Here is a 15,678-nt window from a genome sequence, read left to right on the forward strand (position 1 = left end):
AACTGAATTTCCCAGTCCAACTTTTGGGGACCAGTTCAGTGCCGGGGTTGGGCATGTCCGTCGGGGGGGCATGTCCAAGTCCCGCGCTCGCCGACGGGCATGTCCATCGCGGTGCTGCTAGTGGATGGACGGCACGGTCCGGGGCCGGACGATGAGCCACAGGGCCGCGGCGGCCAGCAGGATGCAGCCGGCCTGGACCGCGCCCATCGGCGTCGCGGAGCCGAGGCCCAGCCAACCGACGACTGGGGAGATGATGCCGGCCATCAGGAACGTTGCCGCGCCCAGCAGCGAGGCGGCGGTCCCGGCCTGCGCCCCGTGCTTGGCCAGGGCGAGCACCTGAACGCACGGGAAGGTGAACCCGGCACCCAGGATGTAGAACCAGAGCGGGACCATCACGCCCCACAGCCCGAAGCCCAGCTGGTCGAACGCCACGATCAGCAGGGCCATCAGGAACATCCACGCCGTCGAACAGGCGAGGATCCACTGCGGCGGGACGCGCTTGATGAGCCGCGAGCTGGTCTGTACGCCCGCCACGATGCCCAGCGAGTTGACGCCGAACAGCAGGCCGTACTGCTGCGGCGAGAATCCGTAGACGTCCTGGAACAGGAAGGGGGACGCCGAGAGGTAGGTGAACAGGCCGCCGAAGTTCATCCCGCCCAGCAGCAGCATGCCCACGAAGATCCGGTCGGCGAACAGGACGCCGTAGCGCTGGCGCGCCGTCAGCCCGGAGGTGCCGCGCAGCTCACGTGGCAGGGTCTCGCGCACCACGAACAGCGCGGCGATAATCACGCAGGTCCCGTAGCCGGCGAGGAAAAAGAAGATCCCCGGCCACGGCATCAGCAGCAGCAGCTGGGATCCGATCACCGGGGCCAGGATCGGGGCCAGGCCGTTGACGAGCGCCATCCGGGAGAACATCCGGACCATGGCGTAGCCGCTGAACAGGTCCCGCACCATCGCCATCGCCACCACGCCGCCGCCGGCCGCGCCGATGCCCATCAGCACCCGGAACAAGCCCAGCGTGGCGATGTCCGTGGACAGGGCGGCGCCCAGGGACGCCCCGATGTGCACGGCTGTGGCCAGGATCAGCGGAAGCCTCCGCCCGAACTTGTCACTCAGCGGCCCCACCACCAGCTGCCCCAGGGCGAAACCGACCGTCGTGCCGGTCAGCGTCAGCTGCACCGCGGCCTCGGTCACGCCCAGGCTCGCCTCCAGGGCCGGAAACGCCGGCAGGTAGAGGTCCACCGTGAACGGCCCAAGGGCCGTCAGGGCGCCCAGCATCAGGATGTAGAGGAGCTTGCGACGGCGGCTGAGGGAATCCCCGGGATTGCTGGGTATATGCACAGGAGCCAATCCTAGGCCCGCGCGGCCCGCCGCGCCGCCGTCCGTACCCTGAATGATAGTTTTGACACTTGGGGATGCGTGAGGCCGCGCAGGCCCGGCATCCAGCGCAATCGTAGATGGAACCAGTGAGGCGGCACAGATGAGCGGACGGCACACCGGCAGGACAAACGGGGGGCTGCGCCTTTCCGCGCTGCCCAAGACCCTGAAGCTGATCTTCAAGCTCGCACCCCGGCAGCTCAACGACGAAATTGCCTTCGCCAAGGTCGAACTCAAGCGCAAGGGCATCCAGCTCGGCGTCGCCGCCGCCTTCTTCGCCGTCGCCCTGGTCTTTGTCGCCTTCCTGGTCATCGGCCTCATCGTGGCCGCCATCATGGGCCTCGCCACCATCATGCCGGCCTGGCTCGCGGCCCTCTTGGTCTGCGCCGCCTTCCTGGTGATTGCCCTGATCGTGGGCCTGATCGGCTACGGCCGGTTCAAGAAGGCCATGCCGCTGATGCCGGAAGAAACGATCCGCGGCCTCAAGTACGATCTCGGCATCGCGAAGGAAGGCTCATCCTTCGACGCCGCCGTCCTGGATCCCAAGTCCCCGCAGGCCAAGGCTGCCAAGGCCGCCAAGGAAGAGGCCGCCGCCAAGGCCAAGGCGGAGAAGGAAGCGAAGAAGGCCGCAGAACAGCCCGACCTCGGACCCGCCCCGACCGAGGCCGATCTGCGCCGCCGCCTCGAGACGCGCCGCCGCCACCTCACCGGGGTCCGCGACGAACTCGGCGAGGAACTCGACGTCAAGACCCAGGCCCAGGCCCTGCTCGCCGCGACCGCGCACCGGCTGGAGGACGGCAAGGACCTGGTGGACGATCGGATTGCCGCCTTCCGCAGCCACGCCGACGCAACGGGCGCGCCAACGACGGAAGGCGGCTCCGGCACGCCCAGCGGCTCCGGTGCCGCCACCGAGCTTGGCAAGCGCTGGAAGCCGCTGGCCGCCCTGGCCGCGTCGACTGCCGCCCTCGTCTTCCTCCTCCGCCGGCTGCTCAAGGGCTAGGCAACACCCTGAACTCCGACGCTCACCCGCTGCCGGCCGTGGAAAGGGGGACCTGATGAAGTTCATCGGCGCCGGGGCACGCCCCGGGCAGCCCCAGATCCATCACGACGTCATCTTCACGGTCCCCAACCTGCTGACCGTGGTCCGATTCCTGGGTGTCCCGCTTTTTATCTGGCTGGTCCTGGCCAAGCAGGAATACGGCACCGCCGCGCTCGTGCTGGCCGTGATGGGCAGCACCGACTGGGTGGACGGCTACATCGCCCGCCGCTTCAACCAGATGTCCAACCTGGGCCGCATCATGGATCCCATCGCTGACCGGCTGTCCCTGATTGCGGTCGCGGTGACCCTCGTGATCGCCGGCGTCGTCGAATGGTGGTACCTGACCGCCCTGCTCGTCCCGGACCTGGTGCTGCTCTCCACCTCGCTGTTCTACTTCCGCAGCCACCCCGACCTGCCCGTCAGCCGGATCGGCAAGATCCGCACCGCACTGCTGCTGGTCGGCACGCCGCTGCTGGTGCTCTCCAAGCTGCCCATCGCGGGGACCGACGCCTACTTCGTGGCCGCCTGGATCTGCCTGGGACTGGGACTGGTGGGGCACTGGATCGCCGCCTACAACTACTTCTGGGCCATCATCCGCAAGGGCCGGGAGCGCAGGGCCGGCGTAAATGCCGCCGCCGGCACCACCGCCGCCGCGGCTCCCGCTGCGGAGCCCAGGACCCAAAACCCCGACGACGACGGCGGCCTCCGCTGATGGTCTGGTTCGCAGTTCTGCTGGCGGTGTCGGGCGCCTTCTTCCTGGCCTTCGGAGCCCAGCGGCAGGGGAGTGCGGTCAAGGCCGATACCGGCGGCCTGGCGCTCAGCACCCACGGCCTGCTCCGCCTGATCCGGAACCCCCGCTGGGTCCTGGGCCTGCTGCTGCTCGGCGTGGGGACGGCGATGAACGCCGTCGCCCTCGTCTCGGCGCCCCTCACCGTGGTGCAACCGATCGGCGCGATCGCCCTCGTCATCACCACCATCATCAATGCGAAGGACCAGGGGCTCAGCATGAACCGGGCCACCGTGGTGGCCATCAGCTCCTGTGTCACCGGCTCGGCCCTGTTCGTGATCCTCGCGGTGAATGTCACCCAGGAAAACCACCACGTCAGCGGCTCCGACGAACTGACGATCGTGCTGCTGCTGGCCCTGGCCGTGGGGCTCTTCGGCACCCTGGCGCTGCTGTTCAAGCACCGGATGAGCGCCTTCGTCTACATCCTGGGCGCCGGGGTCCTCTTTGGCTTCGTCGCGGTCCTGACCCGCATCATCGGCAAACACCTGCTCGATCCCAACGGGCTGTTCCTGCTCAATGTGCAGTGGTACACGCTGGTGGCGATGGCGGCCGCCGGCGGGCTGGGATCGTGGTTCGTGCAGAGTGCCTACTCCGGCGGCCCGCCCGACCTCGTGATCGCCGGACTGACCGTGATCGACCCGATTATCGGCATCGCCATCGGCATCGTGATCCTGGGCGAACTGCGGCCCGACGTCCACGCCGTGACGGCGATTGCCATGGGTGCGGCCGCATCCCTTGCTATCGTGGGAGTGATCGCCCTTTCCCGGCACCACCCCGAGGTCACCAAGCGCAAGAAGGACGCGCGCAAGGCCGCGGGACGGGTGTCCTAGGGCGGCGCCACAGACTTCAGGCGCAGGCCCGGCGCCTGCGCCCCGGCCAGCCGGCCACACCAGGACCCGCTGACCGCACCGTGACCACCAGGAGCTATCCCCGTGACCATGCCCGAGAACGACAAACCGCTCACCATCCTGATTGCCGCGGACACCTACCCGCCGGACGTCAACGGTGCGGCGCAGTTCGGCTACCGCCTGGCCAAGGGCATGACCGGCCGCGGCCACAACGTCCACGTCCTCGCCTGCCGGCCGGGCAAGGGCAAGAGCTTCAGCGAGTTCCGCGACGAGGCCACCGTGCACCGCCTGCGCTCACACTCGGTGCCGACCCACGAATATTTCCGGATCACGTTCCCGTGGGAGATCAAGAAGGAAATCGCCCTGCTGTTCGACCGGATCCAGCCCGACGTCGTGCACATCCAGAGCCACTACATGATCGGCGAACACGTCCTCTACGAGGCCGTCAAACGCGGCATCCGGATCGTCGCGACCAACCACTTCATGCCCGAGAACCTGAACCCGTTCCTCCCTTTCCCGCAGTGGTTCAAGGACATCGTGGGCCGCGTATCCTGGCGCGACATGGGCAAGGTCATGGGCCAGGCCGACGTCGTCACCACCCCGACGCCGCTCGCCGCCAAGGCCATGCACCAGCACGCCTTCCTGCGCAAGGTGCTGCCGCTCTCCAACGGCATCGACGCGGCCGCCTATGAACTGCAGCCCGGCGAGGAAGCGATGCAGCACACCAGCCCCACCGTGCTGTTCGTCGGCCGCCTCGCCGAGGAGAAGCACATCGACGTGCTCATCGACGCCGTGTCCAAGACGCCGGCCGGGCTGGACGTCCACCTGGAGATCGTCGGCGGCGGCGAGGTCCGGCCCGCCCTCGAGGCCCAGGTCGAACGCCTCGGCCTGCAGGGCCGGGTGAAATTCCTCGGCCTGGCCAGCGACGAGGAACTGCGCCGCGCCTACCTCAGCGCTGACCTGTTCTGCATGCCCGGCACCGCCGAACTGCAGTCGCTTGTGACCCTGGAAGCCATGTCCGCCTCCACCCCGGTGGTGCTCGCCGACGCCATGGCCCTGCCCCACCTGGTGCGCGACGGCGAGAACGGTTTCCTGTTCACCCCGAACGACAGCGACGACCTCGCCGCCAAGATCGAACGTGTGCTCTCGCTGCCCGCGGACGAGCGGGCCGCCATGGGCAAGGCAAGCCGCAACATGGTGGAAAGCCACAGCATCGAGCGCACCCTGCAGACCTTCGAGGACATCTACCGCGGCGCCAGCTACGACGACCTCGTCGTCTAGGCGCCTCACGGTGCTCGCTGCCGCCCGGGCGGCGCACCCGGCGCCGCGGGCGGCACTGCCGCCCAGGCGCCGGCGACTACTATTGCTAGAGTGTTTTTCCCCGGAACGATCCGGCCCGCAAGGGCCTGTCCGCCCGGACCCACGGGGCTATAGCTCAGCTGGTTAGAGCGCGGGACTCATAATCCTAAGGTCCTCGGTTCAAGTCCGAGTAGCCCTACACCGTTGCGGACATGTCCCGCACAGTCCATGGCTCAGGGGCCGCAGCAGGCGTTCACACGCCGGCTGCGGCCCCTTTTTGCTGAGCGCGGCGTGGCCTCCGTCACTTGCCAGCCGGCCGAAAGCTGCGGTATGTTACTCATGAGTAACATACCGGCGGCGCGCTGCCCGTGCCCTTTTGATCGCCGCTGATCACGAGTGAAGGAAAAACATGTCCAAAGCTGCAATCGACATCAACAACCTGCCCTACGCCGACGGCGACTTCTTCGCATTCGAGCAGCTGCTCAGCGGCAAGGAGCAGGACCGGCTGGCGGAGGTCCGCGAGTTCCTGGCCCGAGAGGTCAAGCCGATCGCCGTGGACTGCTGGAACCGCGCCGAGTTCCCAATGGAGCTCATTCCCAAGCTGGCGGAAATCGACCTCGTCAGCCCGGTCAAGCGCCAGGGCTACTCCAACCTCTTCGCCGGCATCCTGCACGCCGAAGCGACCCGGGCCGACACGTCGATTGCCACCTTCATGGGGGTGCACGACGGGCTCTTCACCGGCTCGATCGAGGCGCTCGCGTCGCAGGAGCAGCAGGAAGCATGGCTGCCGGACATCTACTCGCTGAAGAAGATCGGCGCCTTCGGCCTCACCGAACCCCTCGGCGGCTCCGACGTCGCCGGCGGCACCCGCACCACGGCCCGGCGCGAGGGCGACAACTGGATCCTGAACGGCGCCAAGCGCTGGATCGGCAACGCCACCTTCTCCGACTGGGTGGTCATCTACGCCCGCGACCTTGCCGACAACCAGGTCAAGGGCTTCCTCGTGGACACCAAGACCGAGGGCTACAGCGCCACCAAGATCGAGAACAAGATCTCGCTACGCACCGTGCAGAACGCCGACATCACCCTGGAAAACGTTGTGGTGCCGGACTTCTTCAAGCTGGCCAACGCCAACAGCTTCCGCGACACGAACAAGGTCCTGAAGGTCACCCGCCTGGCCGTCGCCTGGCAGGCAGTCGGCCAGCAGCTTGCCGCGTTCGACGTCGCCCGCCGCTACGCCGTCGAGCGCAGCCAGTTCGGCCGCCCGATCGCCTCCTTCCAGCTGGTCCAGCACCAGCTCGTCCAGATGCTCGGCAACGCCGTCAGCTCGATGGGCATGATGGTCCGCTTGTCCCAGCTCGAGGACGCCGGCGAGGCCAAGGACGAGCAGTCCGCCCTGGCCAAGGCCTTCACCACCGCACGGATGCGTGAAAGCGTCGCCATCGGCCGGAGCCTCCTGGGCGGCAACGGCATCGTCACGGACTACGAGATGGCGAAGGTCTTCTCCGACGCCGAGGCGATCTACTCCTACGAAGGCACCCACGAGATCAACACCCTCGTCACCGGCCGGGCCATCACCGGAATCTCGGCCATCGTCTAGGCGGCCACCGTCCAGGCAGGCACTGCCTGGACACAGGGCAGCCGGGCGGTCCACGCCGGCCGTTCCCCGCAGCACCCTCGCGGCCCTTCATCCGGAACCGCCCTGCCCCGCCCCGGGGCGCACGGGCGGAAGCAGGATGGAGGGCCGAAGGTCCATCACGAAGGCCAGCGGATTCAGGTACACCCCGCCGCGCCGGACACCCCAGTGGACGCAGGGGGTTGCGCCGCAGTGCCCGGGCAGCGAGCGGCCCAGCACGGACCCCGCGGCAACGGCGTCGCCGGGCCGAAGGGTGCTTTCCACCGGTTCGAAGCTGCTCCGCAGGCCGTTGCCGTGGTCGATGGTCACCACCGGGCGGTCCACCACTACGCCGACGAAGCTGACGCTGCCGGACGCCGGGGCGGTGACCGGGGCGCCGTCGTACGCCGCCCGAAGGTCCACCCCGCGGTGCCCGCTGAGCCAGGGCCGCTCCGGCGGGTCGAAGCCGCGCAGCACGGCCGGCCTGGGGGAGAGCGGCCAGCTCCAGCCGCCGGCCGGGGAAGCCGGCGGCGCAGCCTGAGCCGGGGCCAGCACAAGCAGCAGCGCTGCCGGGACGATGGAAACCCTCATGCCGCCAGCTTCGGCCGGCCTGCCGCGACGAGGAAGATCCCGGCAGGCCTATGTGGATTTCCGCCTGTAGTTCCATCCCCGGGATCACCCGGAAACCGTCCTGCCGGGCGGGTCCGCTGTAGTACACTTGGTGGAGCAGTTTGCTGTGCCCTCATGCCTAGTCCGCTTACGCGGACAGAAGCAGCACGTCTCATTCAGGAGTGCGGGAGCAGCGGCTGACTACGCGTATCCAGCCCTCCCTGTCCGAAGCCCGGCTTCCGGGTGCGGAGGACTGCGCCTCTTACGGTCCGGCCCCAGGGTCCGGATGAGGGGTGCGGTGGATGCCAGGAGCAACACCCGACCGGGTGGAGCTAAATAACCGTCAACTATTGGCAGGGTAAGAGAGCCCGTGGGCTCTCTCATGAATGACCTGCCGGAAGGAGCGTCGGCATGCCCGTCGTAACTATGCGCCAGCTGCTTGACAGCGGCGTCCACTTTGGACACCAGACCCGTCGTTGGAACCCGAAGATGAAGCGTTTCATCTTCACGGAGCGCAACGGCATCTACATCATTGACCTGCAGCAGTCGCTGTCCTACATCGACCGGGCCTACGAGTTCGTGAAGGCCACCGTTGCACACGGCGGCACCGTCCTCTTCGTCGGCACCAAGAAGCAGGCACAGGAAGCCATCGCCGAGCAGGCCACCCGCGTCGGCCAGCCCTACGTCAACCAGCGTTGGCTCGGCGGTATGCTGACCAACTTCCAGACGGTCTCCAAGCGCATCCAGCGCATGAAGGAACTCGAAGAGATCGACTTCGACGACGTCGCCGGTTCCGCTTACACCAAGAAGGAACTGCTGCTCCTTCGCCGCGAGCTGACCAAGCTGGAGACCAACCTCGGCGGTATCCGCAACCTGACCAAGGCGCCTTCGCTCCTCTGGGTTGTCGACACCAAGAAGGAACACCTCGCCGTTGACGAGGCCAAGAAGCTGAACATCCCGGTTGTTGCCATCCTGGACACCAACTGCGATCCGGACGAAGTCGACTTCCCGATCCCGGGCAACGACGACGCCATCCGCTCCGTCAACCTGCTGACCCGCGTTGTCGCCGACGCCGTTGCTGAGGGCCTGATCGCCCGCAACCAGCGCGCCACCGGGACCACGGAAGCTCCGGAAGAGCCGCTGGCCGAGTGGGAGCGCGAGCTCCTCGAAGGCAGCAAGGCCGAAGAGGCAGCCGCTCCGGCCGCCACTGAAGCTGCTCCGGAAGCCGCCGAGGCTCCCGCCGCCGAAGAGGATCCGGCCGCTGACGCTGCCGAGGCTGCTCCGGCCGCTGACGCTGCCGAGGCTGCTCCGGCCGCCGACGAAGCCAAGTAGTCAGACAAATAAATCTGGATCTCCCTGTGCGCCGCAGGCAGTTGGCGGCGGCGCACGGGGTACTGACAGGATGGCGGCCCACCCCCAGGGTGGGCGGCCGTCCTGTCAGTCCGTACACCACACAAATTTCTAGACAGAGGGGTTCACATGGCGAACTACACTGCCGCTGATATCAAGGCTCTGCGCGAGCGCACCGGCGCCGGCATGATGGATGTCAAGAAGGCTCTTGACGAAGCCAACGGTGACGCCGAGAAGGCCATCGAAATCATCCGCATCAAGGGCCTCAAGGGCGCTACCAAGCGCGAGGGCCGCTCCACCGCTGAAGGCCTGGTTGCTGCCAAGGTCGACGGCGGCGTCGGCGTGATGATCGAGGTCAACTGCGAGACCGACTTCGTCGCCAAGGCTGACAAGTTCATCCAGCTCGCCGACAAGGTGCTTGCCGTTGCTGTCGAGTCCGGCGCTGCCGACCTCGACACCCTGCTGGCCGCCGACGTCGACGGCAAGCCGCTGTCCGAGGTTGTCATCGAGGAAGGCGCAGTGCTGGGCGAGAAGGTTGTCGTCCGCCGCATTGCCCGCATCGAGGCCCCCACGGTCGACGCGTACCTGCACAAGACCTCCAAGGACCTCCCGGCCCAGGTCGGCGTGCTGTTCGCCGTCGACGGCGAAGGCGAAGCCGCCTCCACCGCCGCCCACGACGTCGCCGTGCACATCGCCGCGATGGCCCCGAACTACCTGACCCGCGAGGACGTCCCGTCCGAGCTGGTCGAGTCCGAGCGCCGCATCGCCGAGGAAACCGCCAAGGCCGAGGGCAAGCCCGAGGCAGCGATGACCAAGATTGTGGAAGGCCGCGTTACGGGCTTCTACAAGGGCGAGGTCCTCGTTGACCAGGCGTTCGCCAAGGATGCCAAGAAGTCCGTCGCGCAGGTCCTTGAAGAGGCCGGCGTCAAGGCAACTGCTTTCACGCGTTTCCGCGTCGGTTCCTAAGTAAGCTCCGCTGAAGGGGTGGTCACTGCGGTGGCCACCCCTTTTGCATGCACCCGCAAAACGCGGGCCACTCAGGCCGAATGCTGCCTTTGGTCCACGGCACGATACCCTTTTTCAGAGCTCACCAACGGGAAGGCACCATGGATACCGTCAACAATTCTGCCCAGCCAAAGAAGACCAGGCGCCGCGTACTCTTGAAGCTTTCCGGCGAGGTCTTCGGCGGCGGCAAACTGGGCGTTGACCCGGACACCGTCCGCGGGGTTGCCAAGCAGATCGCGGCCGCAGTTCCGGACGTCGAGGTCGCCATCGTCGTCGGCGGCGGGAACTTCTTCCGCGGCGCCGAACTGTCCCAGAGCGGCATGGACCGCTCCCGCGCGGACTACATGGGAATGCTCGGCACCGTCATGAACTGCCTCGCCCTCCAGGACTTCCTCGAGCAAGCCGGGGTGGAGACCCGCGTGCAGAGCGCCATCACCATGGGCCAGGTGGCCGAGGCGTACATCCCGCGCCGCGCCATCCGCCACATGGAAAAGGGCCGCGTCGTGATCTTCGGCGCCGGCGCCGGCCTGCCGTACTTCTCCACTGACACCGTTGCGGCGCAACGCGCCATGGAGGTCCACGCCGACGTCGTCCTGATGGCCAAGAGCGGGGTCGACGGCGTCTACACCGCCGACCCGAAGAAGGACCCCACCGCAGAGAAGCTGCACCGTCTTAGCTACGACGAGGCCCTGCGTCGCGACATCCGGGTCATGGACCAGACAGCGATGACGATGTGCAAGGACAACAACCTGACCATGGTGGTGTTCGGCATGGAGGGTGAAGGCAACGTCACCCGGGCCATCCGGGGCGAGGACCTGGGCACCGTCGTCACCCCCTAGCTGCGGCTAGGATGTTTTTTAGGACAGTTCAGCTCCCCGGGCACTGGGGCGCGCACTAATTTCTGAGGAGAGAACGTGATCGAAGAAACCTTGCTCGAAGCCGGGGACAAGATGGACAAGGCGGTTGAGGTAGCCAAGGAAGACTTCGCCTCGATCCGCACCGGCCGCGCCACGCCCGGCCTGTACAACAAAGTCCTGGTGGACTACTACGGCTCACCGACGCCGCTGCAGCAGCTGGCCTCGTTCGCCGTCCCGGACGCGCGCACCATCCTCATCACGCCGTTCGACAAGACCGCCCTGCGCGACATCGAACGTGCGCTGAGCGACTCCGAGGTCGGCGCCAACCCCTCCAACGACGGCAACGTCATCCGGATCACCATCCCGGAGCTGACCAAGGAGCGCCGCAAGGAGTACGTCAAGATCGTCAAGTCCAAGGGCGAGGACGCCAAGGTGTCCATCCGTAACATCCGCCGCAAGGCCAAGGAAACCCTGGACAAGCTGGTCAAGGACGGCGAAGCCGGCGAGGACGAAGGCACCCGCGGCGAGAAGGAACTCGACGCGCTGACCAAGGCCCACGTCGACGGCATCGACGAGCTGCTCAAGCGCAAGGAAGCCGAGCTGCTCGAGGTCTGATGGCGGATGAACAGCAGGCACCCGGACCGCGCGTCCGGGTGCGGGGGAGAGAGCGGAAGAACCCGACGCCAAAGGCCGGCAGGAACCTTCCTGCGGCGACGGTGGTCGGCCTTGGCATGCTCTTCGCCGTCCTCGGCGGTCTGCTGTTCCTGCCCCTGGCCTTTGTGCTGATCGTCACCACCTTCGCCATCTTTGGCGTCTGGGAGGTGTTCCGCGCGCTGGAAGCCTCCGGCACGCGCCTGCCGATCATCCCGGCCATGACGGGCACCGTGGCGATGCCGCTCGCCGCCTACTTCGGCGGTACCGAAAGCCTGCTCTTCGCGCTGCTGCTCAGCAGCGTCGCGGTGCTCCTGTGGCGCTCCCTGGAGGGGGCGGCCGGCTCCGCCCGCAGCATCTTCGCCGGCGTCTTCACTCTCGCCTGGGTGCCGTTCCTGATCAGCTTCGCCGTGCTGCCCCTGCACGCCACCGGCGGATCCGCTCCGATCGGGCCGTGGCCCGGCGGGGTGGTGCCGGTCGGGGCCTGGCAGATCGGAACCCTGCTGCTGCTGGTTGTCTCCAACGACACCTTCGGCTACCTCGTGGGCGCCTCGCTGGGCAAGCACCCGATGGCCCCGAAAATCAGTCCCAAAAAATCCTGGGAGGGCTTCGGCGGCTCGGTGGCCGGCGCCGTGCTGGTCGGTGTCCTGGCCAGCATTTTTGTCCTCGGCGAGCCGTGGTGGTTCGGCGCGGCGCTGGCGGTGGGCCTCGTCGGTGCGGCCACGGCCGGTGACCTGGCTGAATCCATGGTCAAGCGCGAACTCGGCATCAAGGACATGGGCAACAGCCTGCCCGGCCACGGGGGAGTGATGGACCGCCTGGACTCGATCGTGTTCGCCTCACCGGTGGCGTTTATGATCTTCTCCGCCGCCGCCGGCGGCTAGCAAGCGCCCACTCCCTTCCGGCGCCTAGAATGGTGCCGGTTGTACAGCAACCACACCCCGACGTCGGCGCAACCAGCGCCGAACGGCCTCGAAGGAAACATAGTTACAGTGGACATCAACCGGCAGATCCCTGCCTCCTTTGACCGCGTGCAGCGGAACCAGTACGGCTACAACGCCAAGCAGGTGGACCAGTTCCTGCAGCGCGCCCGGGTGTCGTTTGAAACACCCCACGCCGCGTCCCGGGCGGTCAAAAGCGCCGATGTCCGAGCGGTCTCCTTCGACCCGGTCAAGGGCGGCTACGCGGCCCCCGGCGTGGACGCGGCCCTGGACCGCCTTGAAGACGCCCTGGCCCGACGGGAACGCGACGAACTGATCAGTGAGCGCGGCGAGGACGCCTGGCTGCGCGACATCGGCCGGCTCGCCGGGCTGCTCCGCGGCCGCCTGCACCGGCCTGACGGCCAGCGCTTCCGGCGCCCCGCCAAGGGCAAGGTGCGCAGCTACAACACCACCGACGTCGACGACCTCTGCCACGAGCTGATCGGCTACCTCGAGGAGGACCAGCCGCTCAGCGTGGACAACGTCCGCCGCGCCACGTTCCGGCCCGCCGTCGGGCGCGAAGGCTACGAGGAAAGCCAGGTCGACGCCTTCCTGGACCGCGTCGTCGAACTCATGGCCGCCATCGACTAACGCTCAGCGGCCGCAGTCTTACCGTTCGGTCGCCAGCGGCCGTTCCGGGGTGTGCAGCCGGGTCATCAGCCGGGTGATGGTCCGCGGAACCCGGCCCCGGGTGGCCCGGGAGACCAGCACCATCACCGCGAAGGCGGCCGGGACCGTCCAGGCGGCCGGCTGCGCGAGCCACGGCGGCGTGCCGGCCGGTCCCAGCAGGGCGCCGGCCAGCATGGCGCCGCCGCATGACGCCGCCCCGGTCAGCATCCCGGCGATCGCGCCGGCGTCGGTCAGCCCCCGCCACCAGATGCCCAGCAGCAGCACCGGGCAGATGGTGGAGGCCGTGAACGCGAACACCAGGCCCACACTGCCGGCCAGCGCCGTGGAATCCGTCATCGCCGCTATTCCCAGCGGCACCACCGCGGCCAGTAGTGTGGCGAGCCGGAACCCGCGCACGCTCCCACCCAGGATGTCCTGGCTGATCACGCCCGCCAGCGACACCACCAGCCCCGAGGTGGTCGAGAGGAAGGCGGCGAACGCCCCGGCCACCACGAGCGCCGACAGCAGGTCCCCGGCCGGGCCGCCGACCAGCCGGCCGGGCAGCAGCAGCACCAGGGCATCCGCCTGCCCGCTCTGCGCCAGGCCCGGGGCGAACATCCGACCGATCAACCCGTACGTCGTCGGGAACAGGTAGAAGACCGAGAGCAGGCCCAGCACGATGAGGGTGGTCCGGCGGGCCGACTGGCCGTCCGGGTTGGTGTAGAACCGCACCAGCACGTGCGGCAGCCCCAGGGTCCCGAACAGCAGCGCCACCAGCAGCGAGATGTTCTGGTACGGACCCGCAGGGGCCAGCGCAGTCGGGTTCACGTTCGACTCGGCGACCGCGGGGGCGCCGGTTCCGGCGAGGACGAACAGGATATACAGCACGGGCACCGCCAGCGCGGTCAGTTTCAGCCAGTACTGGAAGGCCTGCACAAAGGTGATTGAGCGCATCCCGCCGGACACCACGGTCACGCAGACGACGGCGACCACGGCCACCTGCCCCACCCAGGCGGGCAGTCCGGTGGTGATCCGGATGGCCAGCGCGGCGCCGTGCAGCTGCGGGACGATGTAGAGCCAGCCGACGACCACCACCACCAGGCTCGTCACCCGGCGCACCGCCCGGGAGTCGAGCCGGGCCTCGGTGAAGTCGGGAATCGTGTAGGCGCCGGAGCGGCGCAGCGGCGCGGCGACGAATAGCAGGAGCATGAGGTAGCCGGCGGTGTAGCCCACCGGGAACCACAGCGCGTCGGTGCCGGAGAGGAGGATCAGCCCGGCGACGCCGAGGAAACTGGCCGCGGAAAGATACTCGCCGCCGATTGCCGAGGCGTTCCACCAGGGCCGAACCGTGCGGGAGGCGACGTAGAAGTCCCCGGTGGTGCGCGAGATCCGCAGGCCGTAGAAACCGATCACGGCGGTGGCCAGGGAGACGGCCACGAAGGCCGCGATGCCAACGACCGGGTTCACCCGTGCCTCACTTGTCCCCGGCGAGATCGCGGTAGCGGGACTCGTTCCGTGCCGCCGTGCGGACGTACAACCACGCGCTAAGCCCGATCACCGGGTAGATGCCGGCGCCCAGCAGAACCCAGTCAAAGGGCAGCCCGGCGATCCGCAGCTCCGCCAGGCCCGGCACCAGCCCGAGCAGCAGCGCGAACGCCAGCAGGATCAGCAGGAACCCCGCCGCCACCACAATGCCGAGCCGCAGCTGCGAGCGGATCAGTGAGCGGATGAACACCTGCCCGGCGTCGGACTCCTCGGCGGCCTCGCGCGTCTCGACGGCTGTGCGTCCGGCGGCCGCGCCGCCGGCGGTGATACTCCCCGCGGTGGCGGGGCCGCCTGGATGAAAACTGCGCGGCGCGGTGACGCGGACCCGGGTCATGCCTGCGGCCGGATCCGGGTCGCCTCGAGCTTCTCCCGGACGGACGGCAGGTGCCGGCGGCTGATCGGCAGTTCGGCCCCGGCCACGGTCACGCTGGGACGGGCAGCGGCGAGCTTCATGTGGCTGAGGTGGTTCAGGGCGATCAGGTAGGACCGGTGGATGCGCAGGAAGCCGGCGTCGGCCCACTGCTGTTCGAGGTCCGCCAGCGGCACCCGGATCAGGTAGCTGGCATCCGCGGTGTGCAGCCGGGCATAGTCGCCTTGGGCCTGGACGTAGGTGACGTCGTCGCGCCGGATCATCTTGGTGGTGCCGCCAAGATCCACGGTGATCATCTCCGGCGGCGGGGCGCCCTCGCGGATCAGCTCACTGATCCGGCCGATCGACCGGGCCAGCCGCTCGGCGCGGACCGGCTTGAGCAGGTAGTCCACCGCCGCGAGCTCGAAGGCCTCCAGCGCGCAGTCCTCGTCGGCGGTCACAAAGACGACGGCGGGCGGCCGGGCACTGCGGGAAATGACCCGGGCGATGTCCAGCCCGGAGAGGGCCGGCATGTGGATGTCCAGGAAGACGGCGTCGACATCCTCGGCCTCCAGGGCGCGCAGCGCTTCGGCGCCGGAGCAGGCTCGGTGGATGGTGCCGATCCGGTCATCCCGGCCCAGCAGGAAGGCCAGTTCCTCGACGGCGGGCAGCTCGTCATCGGCGACGAGGACGTTAATCATGGTCCTAGGGTACCGCCGCGGGGCATTTCACCAGCGCCGCCGCGGGGCCCGGCGCGG

At 68.1% G+C, this 15,678-nt stretch carries 16 protein-coding genes and 1 tRNA gene; 12 read left to right on the forward strand and 5 right to left on the reverse strand.

The features are described 5' to 3' along the window. Positions 1–117: 117 nt before the first annotated feature. Positions 118–1,341, reverse strand: a complete 1,224-nt coding sequence (locus tag ABLI39_RS15610) for a multidrug effflux MFS transporter (RefSeq protein ID WP_349414377.1) — start codon at positions 1,339–1,341, stop codon at positions 118–120. Between the two features lie 139 nt (positions 1,342–1,480). Between ABLI39_RS15610 and ABLI39_RS15615 the strand changes: the two genes are divergently transcribed. The 6 genes from ABLI39_RS15615 (at position 1,481) to ABLI39_RS15640 (ending at position 6,950) form a co-directional block, all read left to right on the forward strand. After that, positions 1,481–2,377 (forward strand): phage holin family protein, encoded by an 897-nt coding sequence (locus tag ABLI39_RS15615; protein WP_349414378.1) that lies wholly within the window; start codon positions 1,481–1,483, stop codon positions 2,375–2,377. Positions 2,378–2,432: 55 nt separating this feature from the next. Then, positions 2,433–3,128, forward strand: a complete 696-nt coding sequence (locus ABLI39_RS15620) for a CDP-alcohol phosphatidyltransferase family protein (RefSeq protein WP_349414379.1) — start codon at positions 2,433–2,435, stop codon at positions 3,126–3,128. Beyond that, positions 3,128–4,033, forward strand: a complete 906-nt coding sequence (locus ABLI39_RS15625; RefSeq protein WP_349414380.1) for a DMT family transporter — start codon at positions 3,128–3,130, stop codon at positions 4,031–4,033. Before ABLI39_RS15620 ends, ABLI39_RS15625 begins: the two co-directional genes overlap by 1 nt. Positions 4,034–4,141: 108 nt before the next feature. Continuing rightward, complete coding sequence (locus tag ABLI39_RS15630) at positions 4,142–5,332, forward strand: glycosyltransferase (protein WP_502935240.1); 1,191 nt, start codon at positions 4,142–4,144, stop codon at positions 5,330–5,332. A 143-nt stretch (positions 5,333–5,475) separates the two neighbouring features. Further along, positions 5,476–5,549: transfer RNA gene (locus ABLI39_RS15635), tRNA-Ile, on the forward strand. A gap of 210 nt (positions 5,550–5,759) precedes the next feature. After that, a complete protein-coding gene (locus ABLI39_RS15640; RefSeq protein WP_349414382.1) occupies positions 5,760–6,950 on the forward strand; it encodes an acyl-CoA dehydrogenase family protein in 1,191 nt (396 codons plus the stop codon). 87 nt (positions 6,951–7,037) lie between these two features. On the opposite strand, the gene ABLI39_RS15645 is transcribed toward ABLI39_RS15640, so the two are convergent. Then, positions 7,038–7,556 carry a M23 family metallopeptidase gene (locus ABLI39_RS15645; RefSeq protein WP_349414383.1) on the reverse strand — a complete coding sequence of 173 codons (519 nt, stop codon included), beginning with the start codon at positions 7,554–7,556 and terminating at the stop codon, positions 7,038–7,040. 429 nt (positions 7,557–7,985) lie between these two features. On the opposite strand from ABLI39_RS15645, the gene rpsB reads away from it, so the two are divergent. The 6 genes from rpsB to ABLI39_RS15675 all read left to right on the forward strand — a co-directional run bounded on the left by rpsB (position 7,986) and on the right by ABLI39_RS15675 (position 13,008). Further along, complete coding sequence (gene rpsB / locus ABLI39_RS15650; RefSeq protein ID WP_349414384.1) at positions 7,986–8,906, forward strand: 30S ribosomal protein S2; 921 nt, start codon at positions 7,986–7,988, stop codon at positions 8,904–8,906. A 147-nt stretch (positions 8,907–9,053) separates the two neighbouring features. Continuing rightward, positions 9,054–9,890: a translation elongation factor Ts gene (gene tsf / locus ABLI39_RS15655; protein ID WP_349414385.1), complete on the forward strand. Its 837-nt coding sequence runs from the start codon at positions 9,054–9,056 to the stop codon at positions 9,888–9,890. Positions 9,891–10,030: 140 nt separating this feature from the next. After that, on the forward strand, positions 10,031–10,768 hold the full coding sequence (gene pyrH, locus ABLI39_RS15660; protein ID WP_349414386.1) for a UMP kinase: 738 nt from the start codon (positions 10,031–10,033) through the stop codon (positions 10,766–10,768). A 75-nt stretch (positions 10,769–10,843) separates the two neighbouring features. Then, entirely contained in the window at positions 10,844–11,401 is a 558-nt protein-coding gene (gene frr, locus ABLI39_RS15665; RefSeq protein WP_138769830.1) for a ribosome recycling factor, read from the forward strand. Beyond that, complete coding sequence (locus ABLI39_RS15670; protein ID WP_349414387.1) at positions 11,401–12,321, forward strand: phosphatidate cytidylyltransferase; 921 nt, start codon at positions 11,401–11,403, stop codon at positions 12,319–12,321. The genes frr and ABLI39_RS15670 overlap by 1 nt, the downstream gene beginning before the upstream one ends. 108 nt (positions 12,322–12,429) lie before the next feature. Beyond that, entirely contained in the window at positions 12,430–13,008 is a 579-nt protein-coding gene (locus tag ABLI39_RS15675; protein WP_349414388.1) for a DivIVA domain-containing protein, read from the forward strand. Positions 13,009–13,026: 18 nt separating this feature from the next. On the opposite strand, the gene ABLI39_RS15680 is transcribed toward ABLI39_RS15675, so the two are convergent. Genes ABLI39_RS15680 through ABLI39_RS15690 form a run of 3 tightly spaced genes read right to left on the reverse strand, consistent with a single transcriptional unit; the run spans position 13,027 to position 15,621 of the window. Further along, complete coding sequence (locus ABLI39_RS15680) at positions 13,027–14,493, reverse strand: sodium/solute symporter (RefSeq protein WP_349414389.1); 1,467 nt, start codon at positions 14,491–14,493, stop codon at positions 13,027–13,029. 7 nt (positions 14,494–14,500) lie between these two features. Further along, complete coding sequence (locus ABLI39_RS15685) at positions 14,501–14,905, reverse strand: hypothetical protein (RefSeq protein WP_349414390.1); 405 nt, start codon at positions 14,903–14,905, stop codon at positions 14,501–14,503. Further along, a complete protein-coding gene (locus ABLI39_RS15690; RefSeq protein WP_349414391.1) occupies positions 14,902–15,621 on the reverse strand; it encodes a LytR/AlgR family response regulator transcription factor in 720 nt (239 codons plus the stop codon). The genes ABLI39_RS15685 and ABLI39_RS15690 overlap by 4 nt, the downstream gene beginning before the upstream one ends. Positions 15,622–15,678 lie beyond the last annotated feature (57 nt).

The sequence above is a fragment of the Pseudarthrobacter sp. B907 genome (assembly GCF_040137805.1).
Taxonomy (GTDB): domain Bacteria; phylum Actinomycetota; class Actinomycetes; order Actinomycetales; family Micrococcaceae; genus Arthrobacter.

Bases quoted from the DNA above. Each gene is read 5' to 3' on its own strand.
- ABLI39_RS15615 (WP_349414378.1), top strand. From the start codon at position 1,481: ATGAGCGGACGGCACACCGGCAGGACAAACGGGGGGCTGCGCCTTTCC.
- ABLI39_RS15620 (WP_349414379.1), top strand. From the start codon at position 2,433: ATGAAGTTCATCGGCGCCGGGGCACGCCCCGGGCAGCCCCAGATCCAT.
- ABLI39_RS15625 (WP_349414380.1), top strand. From the start codon at position 3,128: ATGGTCTGGTTCGCAGTTCTGCTGGCGGTGTCGGGCGCCTTCTTCCTG.
- ABLI39_RS15630 (WP_502935240.1), top strand. From the start codon at position 4,142: ATGCCCGAGAACGACAAACCGCTCACCATCCTGATTGCCGCGGACACC.
- ABLI39_RS15640 (WP_349414382.1), top strand. From the start codon at position 5,760: ATGTCCAAAGCTGCAATCGACATCAACAACCTGCCCTACGCCGACGGC.
- ABLI39_RS15645 (WP_349414383.1), bottom strand. From the start codon at position 7,556: ATGAGGGTTTCCATCGTCCCGGCAGCGCTGCTGCTTGTGCTGGCCCCG.
- rpsB (WP_349414384.1), top strand. From the start codon at position 7,986: ATGCCCGTCGTAACTATGCGCCAGCTGCTTGACAGCGGCGTCCACTTT.
- tsf (WP_349414385.1), top strand. From the start codon at position 9,054: ATGGCGAACTACACTGCCGCTGATATCAAGGCTCTGCGCGAGCGCACC.
- pyrH (WP_349414386.1), top strand. From the start codon at position 10,031: ATGGATACCGTCAACAATTCTGCCCAGCCAAAGAAGACCAGGCGCCGC.
- ABLI39_RS15670 (WP_349414387.1), top strand. From the start codon at position 11,401: ATGGCGGATGAACAGCAGGCACCCGGACCGCGCGTCCGGGTGCGGGGG.
- ABLI39_RS15685 (WP_349414390.1), bottom strand. From the start codon at position 14,905: ATGACCCGGGTCCGCGTCACCGCGCCGCGCAGTTTTCATCCAGGCGGC.
- ABLI39_RS15690 (WP_349414391.1), bottom strand. From the start codon at position 15,621: ATGATTAACGTCCTCGTCGCCGATGACGAGCTGCCCGCCGTCGAGGAA.